This is a genomic window from Algiphilus sp., from assembly GCF_965216485.1.
In the GTDB taxonomy this organism is placed as follows: domain Bacteria; phylum Pseudomonadota; class Gammaproteobacteria; order Nevskiales; family Nevskiaceae; genus Algiphilus.
Genome location: NZ_OZ244162.1, coordinates 1,986,643 through 2,004,299 on the forward strand (window position 1 = coordinate 1,986,643; position 17,657 = coordinate 2,004,299).

The following is a 17,657-nucleotide window of genomic DNA, read 5'->3' on the forward strand; positions in this document are numbered from 1 at the left end:
CATCATCAGGAGTCCCGGTGAGTCAGACCACGTGGCTAGCTTTCGAGCAGCCGCTGAACGAGCGGATTCGCACTTTCCTGCGACTCGAGACGCTGTTCGCCCAGCATGCGCATCATGCGCAGGACGATAGCGAGTGGGGGCTGCGTGCCACGCTGCATCGATTGCTGGATATCTACTCGCTGGTCTCGCGCTCCGACTTCAAGGGCGAAGTCGTCAAGGAATTGACCGATCAGTACAACCAGCTCAAGCAGTTGTCCGATACCGCCGGTGTCGATCAGGGGCGACTGAATCAGACGCTGCAGGAAATCGACAGCGTCATCAACGCTCTGAACGCGCTGAGTTCGCAGCTTGCGCAGCAGCAGTTGCGCGACAATGAGTTTCTGGTCTCGATTCTGAACCGGGCCGCCATCCCCGGCGGCACCTGCGGCTTCGACCTGCCATTGCTGCACCACTGGCTGGCGCTACCCGAGCAGAGGGCGCGCCGCGATCTGGAGGCCTGGTTCGCTGATCTGATCCCCTTCGAGCGAGCCATTACGCTCTACCTGCAGTTGCTGCGCTCCAGTACGGTCGCCAAGGATTGCACTGCCGAGCAGGGCGTCTACGTCTACACCCCGGAACGCGTCTTTTCCCTGGTGCGTGTTCTGGTGGCGCGCGAGGGCACGGTCTACCCGGAGATCAGCGCCGGCCGGCATCGCTTCTCGATCCGCTTCATGGAATGCAGTGATGTCAATCAACGGCCGCAGTCCAGCGAAGCCAATGTGCCCTTCCGCTTGCAGTGCTGCGAGCTATGAGCGGTCAGCGCGGGCAAGAAGGCGAGGCCACCGGCACCCCCAGCACGCAGTGTCCCCACTGCGGTGGTGTGGCCGTGCTCTCCGCAAGCAACCCGTGGCGGCCTTTCTGCTCCCGCCGTTGCAAGCTGATCGACCTGGGTGATTGGCTGGCGGAAAAGCACGTCATCGGTGACGAGGACGGCAGCCATCCCATCGGTGGCCAGGACGACTGGCAGCACTAGGGCGAAGCCCCGCCCTGCACATGGACCCTGACGATCGCGATCTTCCCTTCATGCGGGCCGCCTTGGCCGCGGCCGCCGAGGCAGCCAGTGTGAGCGAAGTGCCCGTCGGGGCGGTGGTGGTGCACGCGGGAAAGGCCGTGGCCACCGCCGCCAATCGGCCGATCCGCGGCTGCGACCCGACGGCGCATGCCGAGATGCGGGTGCTGCGCATTGCCGCGCGGCGGTTGCGCAACTACCGACTGAACGACGCAACGCTATACGTGACGCTCGAGCCCTGCATCATGTGCGTCGGGGCCATCCTGCATGCGCGTGTGGGGCGGCTGGTCTTCGGTGCCTATGACCCGGCTGCCGGTGCGGTGGTCTCACGCCACACGCTGCTGTCGCAACCACACCACTACCGCGCGCCGGAATGGCGGGGTGGGGTACTGCGCGCCGAATGCGCCGCCCAGCTCCAGGCCTTCTTTGCCGAGCGACGCGGCGGTCCCTAACAGCATTGCAGGGCCGCCGCACGCGTGACTCAGGCCGTAGCGGTGCGGGCCTTCTCCTCGGCTGCCTCCCCGTCGCCTTCACCGCGTGCGAAGTGGATGGCGCCATCCTCGGCATAGACCCGGATGTGGTCACCGGCGACGAAGCTGCCGTCCAGAAGCTCGCGGGCCAGCGGGTTCTCGACCATGGTCTGCAAGGCACGCTTCAGCGGCCGCGCGCCGTAGACCGGATCGAAACCCGCCTGTGACAGGTGATCGAGGGCGCTGTCCTCGAGCGTCAAGCCGATCTGGCGCTCCTTGAGCCGCTGCACCAGCAGCGCGGACTGGATGCGGGCGATACCGCGGATCTGGCTGGCATCAAGAGCGTGGAAGACGACACTTTCGTCGATGCGGTTGATGAACTCCGGACGGAAGTGCTGCCGCACCACCTCCATGACGGCGGACTTGATGGTGGCGTAGTCCTCGTCCGGACCCAGGTCCTGAATCATCTGCGAGCCCAGGTTGGAGGTCATGACGATGACGGTATTGCGGAAGTCCACGGTACGGCCCTGGCCATCGGTCAGACGGCCGTCGTCGAGCACCTGCAGCAGAATGTTGAAGACATCCGCATGGGCCTTCTCGATCTCGTCGAGCAGGATCACGGAGTAGGGCTTGCGCCGCACGGTTTCCGTCAGATAGCCGCCCTGCTCGTAACCCACATAGCCCGGAGGGGCGCCGATCAGCCGCGCCACGCTGTGGCGTTCCATGAACTCGCTCATGTCGATGCGCACCATGGCTTCCTCGGTATCGAAGAGGAAGTGGGCCAGCGACTTGCAGAGTTCGGTCTTGCCCACGCCGGTGGGGCCCAGGAAGAGGAAGGAGCCGATGGGGCGGTTCGGGTCCGACAGACCGGCACGCGAGCGCCGGATGGCGTCGGAAACCGCCCGCACGGCCTCGTCCTGGCCGACGACACGATCGTGCAGCGCGTCTTCCATGCGCAGCAGCTTGTCGCGTTCGCCCTCGACCAGCTTGGCGACCGGGATCCCCGTCCAGCGGGCGACGACCTCGGCGATCTCCTCATCGGTGACGGCGGTGCGCAGCAGCCGGCCGGCGCGAGGCGCGTCCTCGCGCTCGGCTTCGTCCTGGGCGTGCTCGGTGGCGGCTGCCTCCTCGGCCAGCTTGCGCTCAAGCTCGGGGATGGTGCCGTACTGCAATTCGGCCATGCGCGACAGGTCGCCGGCACGGCGCGCGGCCTCAAGATCGGTGCGGGCGCGGTCGAGCTGCTCCTTGATCTCCTGGCTGCCCGCCACATTGGCCTTCTCGGACTGCCACTGGCGTTCCAGTTCGGCGTACTCGGATTCCAGCCGTGCGATTTCCTCGTCCAGCGTCGCCAGCCCGCGCTTGGCGGAGGCATCCTCGTCCCGCGCCACGGCTTCGCGTTCGATCTTGAGCTGAATGAGTCGGCGTTCGAGACGATCCAGCGATTCCGGCTTGGAGTCAATCTCGATGCGGATGCGCGAAGCGGCCTCATCGACCAGGTCGATGGCCTTGTCCGGAAGCTGGCGGTCGGTAATGTAGCGGTGCGAAAGGCGCGCGGCCGCAATGATGGCGGCGTCGGAAATGTCCACACCGTGGTGCACTTCGTAGCGCTCCTTCAGGCCACGCAGGATCGCCACCGTGTCCTCCACCGAGGGCTCATCCACCATCACCTTCTGGAAGCGACGTTCCAGGGCGGCGTCCTTCTCGATGCCGGTGCGGTATTCGTCCAGGGTGGTGGCGCCGACGCAGTGCAGCTCGCCGCGAGCAAGGGCCGGCTTGAGCATGTTGCCGGCGTCCATCGCGCCCTCGGCCTTGCCGGCGCCGACCATGGTGTGCAGCTCATCGATGAACAGGATGATCTGGCCTTCCTGCTTGGCCAGCTCGTTGAGCACAGCCTTGAGGCGTTCCTCGAATTCACCGCGATACTTGGCACCGGCGATGAGTGCCGCCAGATCAAGGGACAGCACGCGCTTGGATTTGAGGCTTTCCGGCACCTCGCCATTGACGATGCGAGCCGCAAGGCCCTCGACAATCGCCGTCTTGCCGACGCCAGGTTCGCCAATCAGTACCGGATTGTTCTTGGTGCGGCGGGACAGCACCTGGATCACGCGCCGGATTTCCTCGTCGCGCCCGATCACGGGGTCGAGCTTGCCGGCTTCGGCGCGCTGCGTGAGGTCAGTGGTGTACTTGTCCAGCGCCTGGCGCTGATCCTCGGCATTGGGGTCTTCGACACTGTCGCCGCCGCGCAGGGCATCGACGGCCTTTTCCAGCAGTTCCTTGCGTGCGCCGGCCTCGCGCAGGAGCTCACCGGCCGGCTCTTTCTTGTCGTCCACCAGTGCCAGAAGAAACATCTCGCTGGCGATGTACTGGTCTCCGCGCTTCTGCGCCAAGCGGTCGCAGAGGTTGAGAATGCGGCCCAGACCCTGCGACACGCCCACCTCTCCGGTGGCTTCCTTGATGCGCGGTAGGTCACCAAGGGCGCGCGAAAGCTTGTTGCGCAGCTGTGCCAGCTGTACGCCGCCTTGCTCCAGGAGGGCGGGCGTATTGCCGCCCTGTGCATCCAGCAGCGCCTGCAGCACGTGAATCGCTTCGATCTGGTTGTGATCACGTCCAACGGCGAGGGACTGGGCATCGGCCAGCGCCTGCTGGAAGTGGCTGGTGAGTTTGTCGGTGCGCATGGGGGCTCCGCGTCAAAGAGGTCTGACCTCTATCTAGGGGCCAAATCGTCGACTTCAAGGCACCGTCCTCGCGCGTGTCCTTGGGTTAGTGTGTGGGCCCCGGTACGAAGAAGCCCCTATGCAGACGACGAAGGCCTACAAGAACAACGAATTCCTGATGAGCGAGGAAGCACGCGGCATCCGCATCCTCTGTGAGTATCTGGAGCCACGCCGGCGGCTGGCCATGCACGGGATCAGCCGGGCTATCGTCTTCTTCGGCTCGGCGCGCATCCAGCGCAGTACTGCCGATGACTCGCACGACTACTACGCTTTGGCTGCCGATCTGGCGGAACGCATCGCGCACTGGACGATGGAAAGGCACCATCCGCGCAGCTACTACCACCTCGTCACCGGTGGCGGCCCCGGCATCATGCAGGCGGTGCACGAGGGTTCAGCGCGGGTGAATGGGGCGCTCAATATCGGGCTGAACATTTCCTTGCCGTTTGAGCAGAGCCTCAACTCCCACGTCAATCTCGAGAACGCCTTCGAATTTCACTATTTCTTCATGCGCAAGTTCTGGTTCGTCAACCTTGCGCATGCCGCTGTCGCCCTCCCAGGCGGGTTCGGCACATTGGACGAGCTTTTTGAGTTGCTGACCCTGATTCAGACGGGCAAGGCACCGCGTATGCCCGTCGTGCTGCTCGGGCGTGAGTTCTGGAATGCGATTGTGGATTTTCGGGGTCTGGCAGACCGCGGCCTGATCGGTGAGGAAGACCTGGAACTGTTTCGGGTGTGCGACGACGTCGATAGCGCCTTCCGGCATTTGGTGCGCGGGCTTGAGCCGGATATCGCACTGCCCCTTGATTAGTTTGCGGCTGGTGGCGCCAGGGACGGATCAGTCTTCGTCGAACAGCAGGTCGTCCTCGTCAAGCAACTTGCGAAGCGCGCGTTCCTCGCGGTAGCGCTCGATATCACGCCAGTCGCGCAGGCGCACACCGGGGGGCGCGGCACTGCGGTGCGACGTCTCCCCCTCATCGTCGACAGCACTGTCATCGACATCGTCGAAGTCGTCGTCGATATCCGGTTCGTGGTCTTTTTTCTTCGCCGCCATGCAGGTTTGGGGTGATAGAGAAAGGTTGCGTTGCGTCTTTTAGCAGCGTTTTGCGAGGAAGAAAAGGGGCTGGTTCCTGCCAGTGACTTACGCTACGGTTACATGTCAGGTCCCGAGTGATTACGAACAGCTTTTTTGAATATGTCCGGCTTGTGCGCCTGCCAGTCCTTCATGATTTGAATGGGCGTGCGATGGCTGATCGCCTTTTGTGGCAGATGCTGGTTGTACAGCCAGACATAGCGCTTGAGCGTGGTTTCGAGGTCGTCGCGGCTGCGGAAGTGGTGCGTGCGCAGGACGTCGGCAATTCGTCCATTGAAGCGCTCGACCATGCCGTTGGTTTGGGGCCGGCCCGGCGGAATGAGCCGGTGCTCGATGCCGAGTTCGGTGCAGCGCCGATCAAAGCCGTGCGTCCCGGTGGGCTGCCGCTGGCCGTTGGCGGTGAAGCGGTCGGTGAATTCCTTGGCGTTGTCGGTCAGGATCGTGTGGATATTGAACGGGGCCGCCTCGTGCAACGCCTTGAGAAAGCGCTCGGCCGAGCGCGTGCTCTTATCGGCCATCAATTGCACATAAACCCAGCGCGTGGCGCGGTCGATGGCCACAAAGGCGTAGCGCCGCGTGTCCTCGTCGCGCATCTGGGGCAGGTACTTGATGTCGATGTGCACGAAGCCCGGCTCGTAGGGCTTGAAGGGCTTGCTGGGCTTTGCCTCGGCATCGGCTTCCTTCGGCAACTTCGAGACGCCATGGCGCCGCAGCATCCGGTCCAGCGCCGAGCGACTCATCTGCGGGGCAATGAACTCGCGCGTGACTGCCAACAGATCGTCCAGGGGCAGGCGCAGCGTGGTGCGCAGATACAGCACCAGCGCCTCCTGCCCGTCGTTCAGCGTCTTGGAGAGCCGGTGCGGCGTGTGACTGCGATCCGCCGTCGACTCCCGGCGTCGCCACTTCATGATGGTGTCGCGCGACTGCCCGAAGCGCGCCGCCAGCTCGTCAACGGTGCCTTCGGCCTCTCGAATCGCTTGGCGCGTCGCCGGCGTGGTGGTCGCGTTCTTGTGCAAGCTCAGCAGCATCCCGGATCCTTCTCCCATCGTGCCAAAACTCCCGCCAGGGCTTCACGGCCCATCAGCAGTGGGCGCCTATTGTGAAGAAGGTGATCATCCGGGACCCGACAGTTACACGTTGTTTCTATCCGCTTGCGCAGGGGTGAACCGGACTCGGACAGTGGGGCTCGAGCACACGCGCTGCGCGCTGATCTTGGTAGGCTGCGCACATGCTCACGAGCGAGAACATCATGCGTCGAGTCCTCTGGTTGGCGGTGTTGATGTCCGGTGTGCTCGGGCTTGGGGTGCACGCCCAGCAGGCTGGTGACGAGAGCGCGTCCACTGATCGTCCGAAGGTGGCAGTGCTCCCCATCAACGGTGCGATCAGTCCAGCAACGGCCGATTTTCTGGAAAGCACCCACAGGCAGGCCGTAGCCGACGGCGCTGCGGCGGTTGTCATTGAACTGGATACACCCGGTGGTCTGGCGACTGCCATGCGGGACATGATCCAGACCATTCTCCAATCCAGCGTACCGGTCATCACCTGGGTCAGCCCCGAAGGCGCGCGTGCTGCCAGTGCGGGCACTTATCTGCTCTACGCCTCACACATTTCCGCCATGGCGCCAGCCACCAATCTCGGCGCCGCCACGCCGGTGCAGATTGGCGGTGGGGGAGCCAGTCCAATGCCGACGGATCGTGGCGGGGAAGAGAGCCAGAAACCCAATGCTGGCGAGGGCGGTAGCGAGGCGCCTAAGGCTGAAGAGACCTCCGAGGATGGCGCGGGCGCTGGTGACGGCGACACGACTGCCAACGAAGAGGGAGGCTCCGACTTGTCGGCTTCGGAGAAGAAGGCGATCAACGACGCGGTGGCCTACATCCGCAGTCTCGCGGAGAAGCGCGGCCGCAATGCCGACTGGGCAGAGGAGGCGGTCCGGGAGGGTGCCAGTCTGTCCGCCGAGGCGGCCGTCGAAAAAAACGTCGTGGACCTGACGGCGACCAGTCTTGACGAGCTGTTGCGCGCAGTCAGCGGCCGCGAAGTCGCGCTGGCCTCCGGCGCGACCCAGGTTCTCGCACTGGAAAATGCCGACATCCAGCGCTACGAGCCCGGTTGGCGCTATCAGTTCCTGTCCATCATCACCAACCCGACGGTGGCCTACGTCCTGATGATGATCGGCATCTATGGGTTGCTGCTGGAGGGCTATAGCCCGGGCGCCATTCTGCCCGGCACCGTCGGCGTCATCGCGCTCTTGATGGCCTTGTACGCCTTCCAGCTGATGCCGGTGAACTACGCCGGTCTGGCGCTGATCGTTGTCGGCATCGTGCTGATGATTGCCGAGGCGTTGGCCCCCAGTTTCGGCATACTGGGCTTTGGCGGCATCACGGCCTTCGTGCTTGGCTCCATCTTCCTCATGGATAGCGACGTGCCTGGATACGACATCAACCTTGGCGTCATCATCGGCCTCTCACTGAGTGCGGCCCTGCTGCTCGGCATCACCTTCTATCTGCTCTACCGCTCGCGGCGCGCGCGCATCACCACCGGCGAGGAGGGAACCCTCGATGGAGAACCCGGCGAGATCACGCAATTCGAGAACGGCCGCGGCTGGGTGATGGTCAACGGCGAGCGCTGGCAGTGTCGTTCAGACCACGCCTTGACGCCCGGTCAGCGCGTCCGTATTCAGCGTCATAAAGGCTTCACCGTGGATGTAGTACCGGAATAGGACGCAGTTCAAAGGCAAGCAGTTATCCCGCAGTCCCCCCTTAGGAGGCATTCATGTTTACCACGCTGCTCACACTGGGCATTGTTGTCATTGCCCTCATCGCTTCCGCCTTCAAGGTGCTCGCGGAGTACGAGCGCGGTGTCATCCTGACGCTTGGACGCTATACCGCGATGAAGGGGCCCGGCCTGATCATCGTCATTCCTGTGCTCCAGCGCATGTTGAAGGTCGATCTGCGTACGGTGGTGATGGACGTGCCCCCACAGGACGTCATCTCGCGGGACAATGTCTCGGTTTCCGTGAACGCCGTCGTGTACTTCCGCGTCATGGAGCCTTCCAAGGCCATGCTGCAGGTCGAGAACTACTACGAAGCGATCAGCCAGCTCGCGCAGACCACACTGCGTTCCGTGCTCGGCCAGCATGAACTGGACGAAATGCTCACCGAGCGCGACAAGCTCAATGAGGACGTCCAGAAGATCCTTGACGAAGCCTCTGAACCCTGGGGCGTCAAGGTCGCCAATGTTGAAATCAAGCACGTTGACCTCAACGATTCGATGATCCGTGCCATGGCGCGGCAGGCCGAAGCCGAGCGTTCGCGGCGTGCCAAGGTGATTCACGCCACGGGTGAGCAGGAGGCCGCGGAGAAGCTCAGCCAGGCGGCGGAGCAGCTGTCCTCGCAGCCGCAGGCGCTGCAGCTTCGCTACATGCAGACCCTGATCGATGTTGCTGGAGACAAGAATTCCACGATTGTCTTCCCGCTGCCGATGGATCTCATCACCCCCTTCCTGGAGAACGCCAAGAACAAGGCGCGAACCGAGGCCAAAAACGACGAATAACCCCTGGAAAAATTGCGATTGGCTGCTACACTACGCGGCCTTGATGGGGCGGTAGCTCAGCTGGGAGAGCGTCGCGTTCGCAATGCGAAGGTCGGGAGTTCGATCCTCCTCCGCTCCACCAAAACGCTTTTCAAAGCCGGCCCCGCGCCGGCTTTTTTGTTGGACGGTCGACAATGCACGCGAAGAACTCCGCGCCGGCAGTGCCTGGCGCCAGTGAATATCACGAAGTGATGGTGCCGAACTACGCACCGGCGGATTTTGTTCCGCTGAAAGGCGCGGGTGCACGCGTGTGGACGGCGGAAGGCGACGAACTGGTCGATTTTGGCGGCGGGATCGCTGTCAATAGCCTTGGGCATTGCCATCCGGCGCTGGTGGAGGCGCTGACTGCGCAGGCTCAGAAGCTCTGGCACGTGTCGAATATCGTGACCAACGCGCCCGCACTGCACCTGGCGCGCACCCTGTGCGATCTGACCTTTGCCGACCGGGTCTTTTTCTGCAATTCGGGGGCGGAAGCCAACGAGGCAGCCTTGAAGCTGGCACGCCGTCGGGCCTCTCTCAAGCACGGCGCGGACAAGCGCACGATCCTGAGCTTTCGCAACAGCTTCCACGGGCGCACGCTGTTCACGGTCAGCGTGGGCGGGCAGCCCAAGTACACCGAGCACTTCGGTCCGCTGCCGGAAGGAATCAAGCACCTTCCGTACAACGACACGGGCGCGCTCGAGGCGGCGGTGACGGATGATGTCTGCGCGATCATTGCCGAGCCCATTCAGGGTGAAGGAGGCGTGATTCCCGGCAATGCCGAGTTCCTGAAGGCGCTACGTGCAGCCGCTGATCGCGTCGATGCAACGCTGATCTTCGATGAAGTGCAATCCGGCGTCGGCAGAACCGGCCATCTCTACGGCTATATGCAGGCCGGCGTGGTGCCGGACGTGATGACCACGGCCAAGGGGTTGGGTGGAGGCTTTCCCATCGGGGCGATGCTGACCAAGCGTGATTGGGCCGAGTACCTGCCGGCGGGCACGCATGGCACCACCTTTGGCGGCAACCCGCTCGGCTGCGCCGTGGCGCAGCGGGTGCTCGAGCTGGTCAATGATCCTGCTTTCCTGCAAACGGTAGAGATCCGCGGCCACGCCATGCGCCAGGCGCTTGCACGAATCGGCGACCAGTACGGCGTCTTCCGGGAAGTGCGGGGGCTGGGCCTGCTCCTGGGTGCGGTGGTGTCCGAGGCCTGGGCCGGGCGCGCTGGGGACGTCGTCAAGGTCGGACATCGTGAAGGCGTCTGGTGTCTGGTGGCCGGTCCGGACGTAGTGCGCTTTGCTCCCCCGCTGAACCTCAGCGAGCAGGAAATGGCGGACGGCATGGAGCGGCTCGAGCGTGCCGTACAGCGCCTGGTGGCGGGCTGAGCGTGATTAAGGCCTAGCTAGCGATCCAGCGGCTGCGCCAGACGCATGCCGCGCCAGCGCAGCACCAGTCCTTCGCGCGTGATGGCCTCGATGACGGCGCCGTTGTCCAGGCGATCGCCCTCCGCTCGGCGCCGGCCATCGATGCGTACAAAGCGCCGCTCCGGGTTGTCGTTGTAGACGTGGACGTCGATGCGAATGGCCGGCATATCCACGCTTGAGGCGCGTGGCAGCTCCGCCCAACGACCCGCATCCAGATCTGGCGATGTTGGTGCCGGCGCCACCGGGTCACGCGTTGGTGCTTCCGTTGGGAAGGCTGAGGGCGCGGGCGCATCGCGGAAGATGTCCTGGGGCTGGAGCGGTGGAGCCTCGGGGGTCGCTTCGGTACGGGCAGCGGTTGGCGCGGCGCTGGGGGTGCCTTCCGCGGGTCCGTCGTAGAGGGCATCCAGCGAATCGATCCGCTGGGCGTCACCGAGTTGCGCGCGTGGCATGGCATCGGTGGTGAGGGTATCCTCGCGAGCGGCGGGTGTTGGGGCGCCGCGCGGGGGCGCAGCCGCCGGGGGCTCGGCTTCGATGCGGGGCCGCGTACTGGGCACTTCGGACGTGGGCGCTGCGTCAAGCGGTGTCGGAGGTGTGCCCGTCTGGGCGGGCGGTTGTGTGCCGGCGTTCTGAGCCGCCGGTGCGACGCTCGCCGGCTCCGGTTCCGGCGTCGGCGATTGGAGGCGCGTATCGCTCAACCAGAGAACCGCACCAAGACCGAGGGCGCAGAGCAATGGGAGCAGCCATAGCAGCCAGGGTGGGCTGCCTCGACGCGCCGCGCGCAAGGGGCTGGCAATGGCGCTGCGGCCGGGTGGCTTGCCGAGGCGGCGCTCGTCTTCGGCCTGGCGCAGGGCATCAAGAATATGCGACACCTCAGCCTTCCTCCGACAACAGACGCGGGCCGTCGTCCGGGTGCAGCTGTTGCATCAGCATCAGATGGGTACGTTCACCCACGTGGCCATCCACGGTAAGGCCGTGCCGTGCCTGGAAGGCTTCGACGCGGTCGCGAAGTGCGGGATCGAAGCGGTCGCTGACTGGGCCAATGATCGGTTCTCCGGCCAGGGCCGCCATGCTGCGATGGAGCCACTCGATCTGTGGGCCACGGTCGCCGGGTCGCAGCACATCGACACCTTCTTCGGCACGCCAGAACAGCAGGAATTCGCCGTTCCACAGCAGATCAAGCAGGCTGCGCTCCACGGGCCGCAGTGCGCCATCGACCACAATGCGGGCGGTCGGTCCGTCAACGCCCCGCAGCAGTACATGACTCCGTGCGCCCGAGGCCGACACCAGGGTCAGGATGGCGGGTCGATCAAAGCGCTGCAGGTCTTCCCAGCTGCCGTCTCCGCGCAGGCAGCGCAGGGAAATGCGGCGAACGGCGCTGCATACGGCGGTCCCGGCAGGAATCTCGAGGCTGCTGTCCCACAGACCGAGCAGAAGTTCGACCTGTGTTCCGAGCGGCGGTGTCTCACGAATCAGTGCCTGCGCACTGAGTGGAGGCGTTTGCGCGGCCGGGGCGGCGGTGGGCGGGGCCTCCGACGGTTCATCGGACTCCGTTTGAGTGGGGCGCGCCGCCTCGTCGCGGCTTTGTGGGGTTGGTGTGCTGTCAGGCGCCCAGACCAGCGCAGGAAGTCCATCAGCGGTAGACGCAGGCGCCGGAGGTGATGAGGGCGCCTCCCGAGGGGTGGGTGGTGTTGAGGCGGTTGCCGGGGCACTGTCCAGTGGATCGACCGACCAGAACTGCAGCAGACCTGCAACTGCCAGCATGCCAGCGAAAGCCAGGCCAGGAATCCAGGCCAGGCGCAGCGCGGGCAGGGCGCGCTTCAAGCGCTTCGGCGCGGTGTCCCTTCCTGCCTGACGGACCATGGATGCAGTGACCGTGCGCGTACCTGCGGAGTAGGCAGCCAGCAGGGCGCGGTCGCAGATGATATTGATGCGACGCGGGATCCCCTCGGATGCCTTGTAGGCGGCGCGCATGGCAGCGGGCGTGAAAATTTCGGCGTCGCCGCCTGCCACGCGCAGACGATGCGCGATGTACTCGGCGGTTTCGAAACGGTCCAGCGCCGTGAGGTGAAAGCGGGCAGTGATGCGCTGCGCGAGCTGGCGAAGGCTGGGGAGGGACAGCAGATCGTCCAGCTCCGGCTGGCCGATCAGCATGATGCGCAGCAGCTTCTCCTTGCTGGTTTCCAGGTTGGTGAGCAGGCGCACCTGCTCGAGCACATCCTCGGCCAGGTTCTGGGCCTCGTCGATGATGAGTACCGTACGCCGCCCCTGGCTGTGGGTCGCGAGCAGGTGGCGATTCAAATGGTCGACCAGCTGCTTCAGGGATGCATGGTCGGGGTAGGTGACGCCTAGCTCATCACAGATCGACTCCAGGAACTCTTCCGTGCTCTGGCGCGGATTGAGAATCAGCGCGACATCGACCTCGGGCATCTTCTGCTCAAGCAAGGTGCGGATGACCGTGGTCTTGCCGGTGCCGACTTCGCCCGTGAGCTGAACGAATCCACCCGCCTCCCCGGTGCCATAGAGCAAGTGCGCCAGCGCCTCATGGTGGTGCGGCGAAAGGTAGAGGAAGGCCGGATCGGGCGTGATCGCAAACGGCGCTTCACTGAATCGGAAAAAGTGCGTGTACACCGGAATCCGCTGCGCGGCAGTCAAGTGGCGTCCTCGGCAGGATTTGAACCTGCGACCTGTCGCTTAGGAGGCGACTGCTCTATCCAGCTGAGCTACGAGGACGGAGAGGCGCAGGATACCGCTTCACGTCACTTCGTGACTTCGGGCGCAGCGGTATGAATTACCGGATGTTCTGCCTTGTGGAGCAGGGTTGAGGCCCGTAGTATCAGGCGCTAGCACGCGGCAATCCATAAACAAGGGGCACGAATGCCGACAATCAAATACTGGAGCATCCTCAGCGCACTCGTCGTTCTCGGCGGGCTGGCAGGGTGTGGAGGGGACGCGCAGCTAGGTTCCGGCGGTGGGGGCTTCAATGGCCAGAACCCCGATCAGGATGATCCGGGGCAGGATGTGGGCGTTGCCGATCTCGTGATCCTGCAGGATCGCAGTGAGCTTCCGTCCGACGCGGTCAATCCGGATCAGGGCATTGTGCTGACAGCGCAGGTGCGAGACGCGAACAATCGCGTCCTTTCCGGCGCCACTGTGGACTTCGCCGCCACTTCCGGTGCGCTGCAGGTCGTTTCGGGAACAACGGATACACAGGGACGCGCCAGCGCCATCCTCACCACTGGGGGCGACCCGAGTCTGCGGGAGATCACCGTGCTGGCGGCCTCGGGTGGCGTGGAGCAAACGGTGACTATCCCGGTCGTGGCTCCGAATCGACCGACGCCACCGGAGTTCCGATTGGGGGTGACGCGCGACGGTACTTTCGAGGCCGGTGTGATCGGTATCGGGCAGACACCTTTGTCGGCTGGCGGGAGTTCGGGGCTCAATCTGAACCTGGTGGACATTGCCAACAACAATCAGCCCTTTGATGGCACTGCCGAGGTGCAATTCACTTCGGCCTGTATCGGCGATGGGCTGGCGGCGGTAGTGCCCAATCCGGCACCGCTGAATTCTGGCAGTGTGTCCGTCTCCTATCGCGCACAGGGCTGCTCCGGTGATGACGCCATCACGGCACGCATCCAGGTCAATGGGGAATCGCTTCAAGCCAACGGCATCATCAATGTCGAGCCTGCAGAGCTCGGTTCCATCACCTTCGTGGATGCCGATCCTGATTTTGTTGGACTGCAGGGCAGCGGGCGTCCAACCACTTCGCGGGTGACGTTCCGTGTGGAGGATGTATCAGGCGGGCCGGTGGTGGGAGAGACGGTCCAATTTTCGCTGAATACCAGCGTAGGCGGCATTTCGATCACGCCACCCCAAGGCACGACGGATGGCAATGGCGAAGTCCAGACGACGGTGTCTGCCGGCACTGTTGCTACTACGGTCCGGGTGACGGCAACGGTCACGCGCGATGGTGAAACGATTCGTTCGCAGTCTGATCAATTGGTCGTAAGCACCAATATCCCCGACAATGACAGCTTCTCGGTTGCCGTCGAGTGCTTCAATATCGAGGGATGGCGTCGCGACGGTGCTACTACCGGCATCACGATCCGCGCCGCGGACCGGTTCAACAATCCAGTACCGGACGGAACGGCGATCTCCCTGACCACGGAAGGCGGTTCCGTACAGCCAGGATGTCAAACGACGGAGGGCAGCCGCTGTGACGTGGACCAGCCAGGATCCTCGTCCCCAGGCTTTCAATGGCTGTGATTCCGTGAATGGAACGGCCGGTACCGATGAGCGATGCTCGGTGGTTGGTACGGAGGGTGCATCCCGGGCGGGCCGGTCGGCTGTGCTCGTCACCGCGATCGGAGAGGAAAGCTTCACTGACCTTAACGGCGACGGGCGGTATGACAGCGAAGAGCAGTTTACCGACCTGCCTGAAGCCTTCCGGGACGACGATTCCGATGGAAGGCGCGACCTCGATCCGCAATTCCGCAACGGCGGCGAGGAGTTCCTCGATTTCGATAACGACGGCACTTACGACAACGGAGACGGCCTCTTCACCGGTGTGCTGTGCAACGACCCGGCCGCATGTTCCCCGGAAGGATCTCGCACGCTGAATGTGCGCCGCGTGGTTCCGGTCATCATGTCGGATTCCTCCCCACTGGTGGATAACAGCCGGGATGTGCTGTTCTCCGGCAGCACGGCGAGTTTCAGTCCATCGACCAGCACCTTTACGGTCGATTCGAACCAGAATCTGATCATCGCCTTCGTGCTGCGCGATCTCAATGACCAACCGTTGCCGGCTGAGACGTCCATTTCGCTTTCGGTAGATGGTGATGGAGAGCTAGTCGGGACCACGGGCTACACCGTCCCCTGCACGACAAACGATACCGCCGCGGGCAATACCTACGGATTCGCATTCAAGGCGAGTGAACTGGAGCCCGGCGACCCGGACGGTTCGGCTCTCGTGCAACTCAGCGTGGAGTCACCGTCCGGCGTGGTCTCGATCTTCTCGTACTCGGTCCAGGTCGTCGCGCCACCCGCACCGCCGCCGGAACCGGAACAGCCTGCTCAGGTCTAGAAATACCGCTGCTGGAGGGCACCGGCAAGCCGGTGCCCCAGGCCAATGATGAGGCAGCCCATGCCGAGGAAGAACCAGCGGGAGGCATCGCGATAAGGTTGTTCGTGGATGCCTTTGACCTCAGCCCGCAGCCGTTCCAATAGCTGTTGTCGGCGCTCCCCTTGGATGGGGCTCAGGTGGGGTCCGCGCCTGTCTTCGAGTGCTTCCAGTTGTTGCTGCGCCTCTCGGTCGATCTGACGGGGCGTCAGTGATTCGTGCTGCCACAAGGTGTAACCGTTGTAGGCGGCCAGCATCGCGCCCACGACGATCAGGAGCGTCGGGATTGCATTTGCATTTCTTAAGAGCCACATGCGCGGAGTCTAACGGCATTGGATGCGCGGAGGCGCGGAGCGCCGGAGCCCGGAGCGAAGTGGAGGGGCGGGCACATGGAAGTGCCCGCCAACCAACGACGGAGTCGTTGGTGAGAGCCTTACGCTGACGCAAACGAAAAACCCCGACGCCAAGGCCGGGGTTATCGTTACTGGCTCCGCGAGTTGGACTCGACGGCCTTGTCCGGAACAAGGCCATGCGCAGGCGCGAAGCGCCGTAGCCCGCAGCGGAGCGGAGGGTCAGGCCCATGGACGGGCCTGACAACCAACGACGGAGTCGTTGGTGAGAGCCGCACGCTGACGCAAACGAAAAACCCCGACGCCAAGGCCGGGGTTATCGTTACTGGCTCCGCGAGTTGGACTCGACGGCCTTGTCCGGAACAAGGCCGCGCGGAGGCGCGGAGCGCCGTAGCCCGGAGCGAAGCGGAGGGGCGGGCACATGGAAGTGCGCGCCAACCAACGACGCAGTCGTTGGTGCGAGCCTTACGCTGACGCAAACGAAAAACCCCGACGCCAAGGCCGGGGTTATCGTTACTGGCTCCGCGAGTTGGACTCGAACCAACGACCCAGTGATTAACAGTCACTTGCTCTACCAACTGAGCTATCGCGGAAGAGGCCGCGCATTCTAAGGGCCGATTGCGCGGGTCGCAAGCCTTTTTGACACTTATTGCCGCAGAAGGGTACCGAGCCGTTCTACCGCTGCATCCAGCACATCCTGCGCAGTCGCGAAGGACAGGCGCATGCAGCCGGGTGCGCCAAAGGCGGAACCGGGCACCAGGGCCACCTTGGCTTCGTCCAGGATGTGGTTGGCATAGGCCACGTCATCGTCAAAGCCGGCGGCTTGCATGGCGTCCGAGAAATCCGGGAAGGCGTAGAAAGTGCCGTCGCCGGGGTTACATTCAACACCGGGCAGGGCAGCGAGACCGGCAACCAGCTTGTCGTGTCGCGTCTTGAAGGCCGCTCTCATCTCCTCCACGCAGGACTGATCGCCGGTGAGCGCCGCGATGGCAGCGTCCTGGGCAATGGAAGTGGGGTTGGATGTGGATTGGGACTGGATATTCGCCATGGCCGTGATCAGCCATTCCGGCCCCGCGGACCAGCCGAGGCGCCAGCCCGTCATCGAATAAGTCTTCGAGACGGCGTGGATGACGACCGTGCGCTCGTACAGATCCGGACAGGCATTGATGATGTTGGCGAAAGGCGCATCGCCCCAGAGAATCTTTTCGTACATGTCATCGCTGGCAATGACGATGCGAGGGTGCCGCCGCAGCACCTCGCCCAGGGCGGCGAGCTCTTCCTTGCTGTAGGCCATGCCCGACGGATTGGACGGGCTGTTGAGGAACAGCAGGCGGGATGCCGGTGTAATGGCCGCTTCCAGCGACTCCGGCGTCATCTTGAAGCGCTGCTCCGCCGTGGTCTCGATGATGCGCGGTGTGCCATCAGCAAGCAGCGCCATGTCCGGATAGGAGACCCAATAGGGCGCCGGGATCAGCACTTCGTCGCCGGCATCGAGCAGCGCCTGGCAGACGTTGTAGCAGGCCTGCTTGCCGCCCACGGAGGCGATGATCTGCGAGGGCTTGTACTCCAGTGCATTGTCCTCGGCGTGCTTGGCGATGATGGCCTTCTTGAGCGCCGGCGTACCCCCAACCGGGGTGTACTTGGTGTGTCCATCCCGCAGTCCACGGATGGCCGCTTCCTTGATGTGTTCGGGCGTGTCGAAATCGGGCTCGCCCGCCGCCAACGAAAGAACATCCTCTCCAGCGGCGCGCAGTGACGCGGCTTTCGCGGTGACAGCAAGGGTAGGAGAAGGCTTGATGCGGTTGACGCGGGCAGCGAGTGTCGTATCCAAGACGAAAACCCAGGGACATGTGCGGAATCGGCGCGTAATAATACGCG

16 protein-coding genes and 3 tRNA genes are annotated in these 17,657 nt (G+C 63.9%); 10 read left to right on the plus strand and 9 right to left on the minus strand.

What is annotated here, in order from left to right:
- Positions 1-17 precede the first annotated feature (17 nt).
- From zapD to tadA, 3 genes are read left to right on the plus strand one after another with little or no spacing between them, the layout of a single operon-like run.
- A complete protein-coding gene (gene zapD / locus ACOOFO_RS09145) occupies positions 18-791 on the plus strand; it encodes a cell division protein ZapD (RefSeq protein ID WP_420426477.1) in 774 nt (257 codons plus the stop codon).
- Positions 788-1,012, plus strand: a complete 225-nt coding sequence (locus tag ACOOFO_RS09150; RefSeq protein ID WP_420426478.1) for a DNA gyrase inhibitor YacG — start codon at positions 788-790, stop codon at positions 1,010-1,012. Before zapD ends, ACOOFO_RS09150 begins: the two co-directional genes overlap by 4 nt.
- 20 nt (positions 1,013-1,032) lie before the next feature.
- Positions 1,033-1,500: a tRNA adenosine(34) deaminase TadA gene (tadA, locus tag ACOOFO_RS09155; protein WP_420426479.1), complete on the plus strand. Its 468-nt coding sequence runs from the start codon at positions 1,033-1,035 to the stop codon at positions 1,498-1,500.
- Positions 1,501-1,529: 29 nt separating this feature from the next.
- On the opposite strand, the gene clpB is transcribed toward tadA, so the two are convergent.
- Positions 1,530-4,193 carry an ATP-dependent chaperone ClpB gene (gene clpB, locus ACOOFO_RS09160; RefSeq protein ID WP_420426480.1) on the minus strand — a complete coding sequence of 888 codons (2,664 nt, stop codon included), beginning with the start codon at positions 4,191-4,193 and terminating at the stop codon, positions 1,530-1,532.
- 118 nt (positions 4,194-4,311) lie between these two features.
- Between clpB and ACOOFO_RS09165 the strand changes: the two genes are divergently transcribed.
- Positions 4,312-5,040, plus strand: coding sequence for a TIGR00730 family Rossman fold protein (locus ACOOFO_RS09165; RefSeq protein WP_420426481.1), 729 nt, complete (start codon positions 4,312-4,314; stop codon positions 5,038-5,040).
- 27 nt (positions 5,041-5,067) lie between these two features.
- Here the strand turns inward: ACOOFO_RS09165 and ACOOFO_RS09170 are convergent, their stop codons facing one another.
- Together ACOOFO_RS09170 and ACOOFO_RS09175 are read right to left on the minus strand one after the other, a co-directional pair.
- Positions 5,068-5,283 carry a PA3496 family putative envelope integrity protein gene (locus ACOOFO_RS09170; protein ID WP_420426482.1) on the minus strand — a complete coding sequence of 72 codons (216 nt, stop codon included), beginning with the start codon at positions 5,281-5,283 and terminating at the stop codon, positions 5,068-5,070.
- 98 nt (positions 5,284-5,381) lie between these two features.
- Positions 5,382-6,350, minus strand: coding sequence for an IS481 family transposase (locus ACOOFO_RS09175; protein WP_420426483.1), 969 nt, complete (start codon positions 6,348-6,350; stop codon positions 5,382-5,384).
- Positions 6,351-6,571: 221 nt separating this feature from the next.
- On the opposite strand from ACOOFO_RS09175, the gene ACOOFO_RS09180 reads away from it, so the two are divergent.
- From ACOOFO_RS09180 to ACOOFO_RS09195, 4 genes are all read left to right on the plus strand, one after another.
- Positions 6,572-8,038 carry an NfeD family protein gene (locus ACOOFO_RS09180; RefSeq protein ID WP_420426484.1) on the plus strand — a complete coding sequence of 489 codons (1,467 nt, stop codon included), beginning with the start codon at positions 6,572-6,574 and terminating at the stop codon, positions 8,036-8,038.
- Between the two features lie 53 nt (positions 8,039-8,091).
- Positions 8,092-8,871, plus strand: coding sequence for a slipin family protein (locus ACOOFO_RS09185; RefSeq protein ID WP_420426485.1), 780 nt, complete (start codon positions 8,092-8,094; stop codon positions 8,869-8,871).
- A 45-nt stretch (positions 8,872-8,916) separates the two neighbouring features.
- A tRNA-Ala gene (locus ACOOFO_RS09190) sits at positions 8,917-8,992 on the plus strand.
- Positions 8,993-9,044: 52 nt separating this feature from the next.
- Positions 9,045-10,274 (plus strand): acetylornithine/succinyldiaminopimelate transaminase, encoded by a 1,230-nt coding sequence (locus tag ACOOFO_RS09195; RefSeq protein WP_420426486.1) that lies wholly within the window; start codon positions 9,045-9,047, stop codon positions 10,272-10,274.
- 17 nt (positions 10,275-10,291) lie between these two features.
- Here the strand turns inward: ACOOFO_RS09195 and ACOOFO_RS09200 are convergent, their stop codons facing one another.
- The 3 genes from ACOOFO_RS09200 to ACOOFO_RS09210 all read right to left on the minus strand — a co-directional run bounded on the left by ACOOFO_RS09200 (position 10,292) and on the right by ACOOFO_RS09210 (position 13,043).
- On the minus strand, positions 10,292-11,182 hold the full coding sequence (locus ACOOFO_RS09200; protein WP_420426487.1) for a general secretion pathway protein GspB: 891 nt from the start codon (positions 11,180-11,182) through the stop codon (positions 10,292-10,294).
- A gap of 1 nt (position 11,183) precedes the next feature.
- Entirely contained in the window at positions 11,184-12,965 is a 1,782-nt protein-coding gene (locus tag ACOOFO_RS09205; protein ID WP_420426488.1) for an AAA family ATPase, read from the minus strand.
- A 1-nt stretch (position 12,966) separates the two neighbouring features.
- Positions 12,967-13,043 (minus strand) — tRNA-Arg (locus ACOOFO_RS09210).
- Between the two features lie 144 nt (positions 13,044-13,187).
- Here ACOOFO_RS09210 and ACOOFO_RS09215 point away from each other — a divergent pair.
- Both ACOOFO_RS09215 and ACOOFO_RS09220 read left to right on the plus strand, forming a co-directional pair.
- Positions 13,188-14,576, plus strand: a complete 1,389-nt coding sequence (locus ACOOFO_RS09215; protein ID WP_420426489.1) for an Ig-like domain-containing protein — start codon at positions 13,188-13,190, stop codon at positions 14,574-14,576.
- A gap of 4 nt (positions 14,577-14,580) precedes the next feature.
- Positions 14,581-15,393 carry a hypothetical protein gene (locus ACOOFO_RS09220; protein ID WP_420426490.1) on the plus strand — a complete coding sequence of 271 codons (813 nt, stop codon included), beginning with the start codon at positions 14,581-14,583 and terminating at the stop codon, positions 15,391-15,393.
- Here ACOOFO_RS09220 and ACOOFO_RS09225 read toward each other — a convergent pair.
- The 3 genes from ACOOFO_RS09225 to ACOOFO_RS09235 all read right to left on the minus strand — a co-directional run bounded on the left by ACOOFO_RS09225 (position 15,390) and on the right by ACOOFO_RS09235 (position 17,610).
- Complete coding sequence (locus ACOOFO_RS09225) at positions 15,390-15,686, minus strand: hypothetical protein (RefSeq protein ID WP_420426491.1); 297 nt, start codon at positions 15,684-15,686, stop codon at positions 15,390-15,392. The two genes, ACOOFO_RS09220 and ACOOFO_RS09225, sit on opposite strands and share 4 nt — an antisense overlap.
- Positions 15,687-16,296: 610 nt before the next feature.
- Positions 16,297-16,372 (minus strand) — tRNA-Asn (locus tag ACOOFO_RS09230).
- 53 nt (positions 16,373-16,425) lie between these two features.
- Positions 16,426-17,610: a pyridoxal phosphate-dependent aminotransferase gene (locus ACOOFO_RS09235; protein ID WP_420426492.1), complete on the minus strand. Its 1,185-nt coding sequence runs from the start codon at positions 17,608-17,610 to the stop codon at positions 16,426-16,428.
- Between the last annotated feature and the right edge of the window lie 47 nt (positions 17,611-17,657).

Excerpts from the sequence above, each read along its gene's own strand:
- ACOOFO_RS09150 (WP_420426478.1), top strand. The coding sequence starts at position 788 with ATGAGCGGTCAGCGCGGGCAAGAAGGCGAGGCCACCGGCACCCCCAGC.
- tadA (WP_420426479.1), top strand. The coding sequence starts at position 1,033 with ATGGACCCTGACGATCGCGATCTTCCCTTCATGCGGGCCGCCTTGGCC.
- clpB (WP_420426480.1), bottom strand. The coding sequence starts at position 4,193 with ATGCGCACCGACAAACTCACCAGCCACTTCCAGCAGGCGCTGGCCGAT.
- ACOOFO_RS09165 (WP_420426481.1), top strand. The coding sequence starts at position 4,312 with ATGCAGACGACGAAGGCCTACAAGAACAACGAATTCCTGATGAGCGAG.
- ACOOFO_RS09170 (WP_420426482.1), bottom strand. The coding sequence starts at position 5,283 with ATGGCGGCGAAGAAAAAAGACCACGAACCGGATATCGACGACGACTTC.
- ACOOFO_RS09175 (WP_420426483.1), bottom strand. The coding sequence starts at position 6,350 with ATGCTGCTGAGCTTGCACAAGAACGCGACCACCACGCCGGCGACGCGC.
- ACOOFO_RS09180 (WP_420426484.1), top strand. The coding sequence starts at position 6,572 with ATGCGTCGAGTCCTCTGGTTGGCGGTGTTGATGTCCGGTGTGCTCGGG.
- ACOOFO_RS09185 (WP_420426485.1), top strand. The coding sequence starts at position 8,092 with ATGTTTACCACGCTGCTCACACTGGGCATTGTTGTCATTGCCCTCATC.
- ACOOFO_RS09195 (WP_420426486.1), top strand. The coding sequence starts at position 9,045 with ATGCACGCGAAGAACTCCGCGCCGGCAGTGCCTGGCGCCAGTGAATAT.
- ACOOFO_RS09215 (WP_420426489.1), top strand. The coding sequence starts at position 13,188 with ATGCCGACAATCAAATACTGGAGCATCCTCAGCGCACTCGTCGTTCTC.
- ACOOFO_RS09225 (WP_420426491.1), bottom strand. The coding sequence starts at position 15,686 with ATGCTGGCCGCCTACAACGGTTACACCTTGTGGCAGCACGAATCACTG.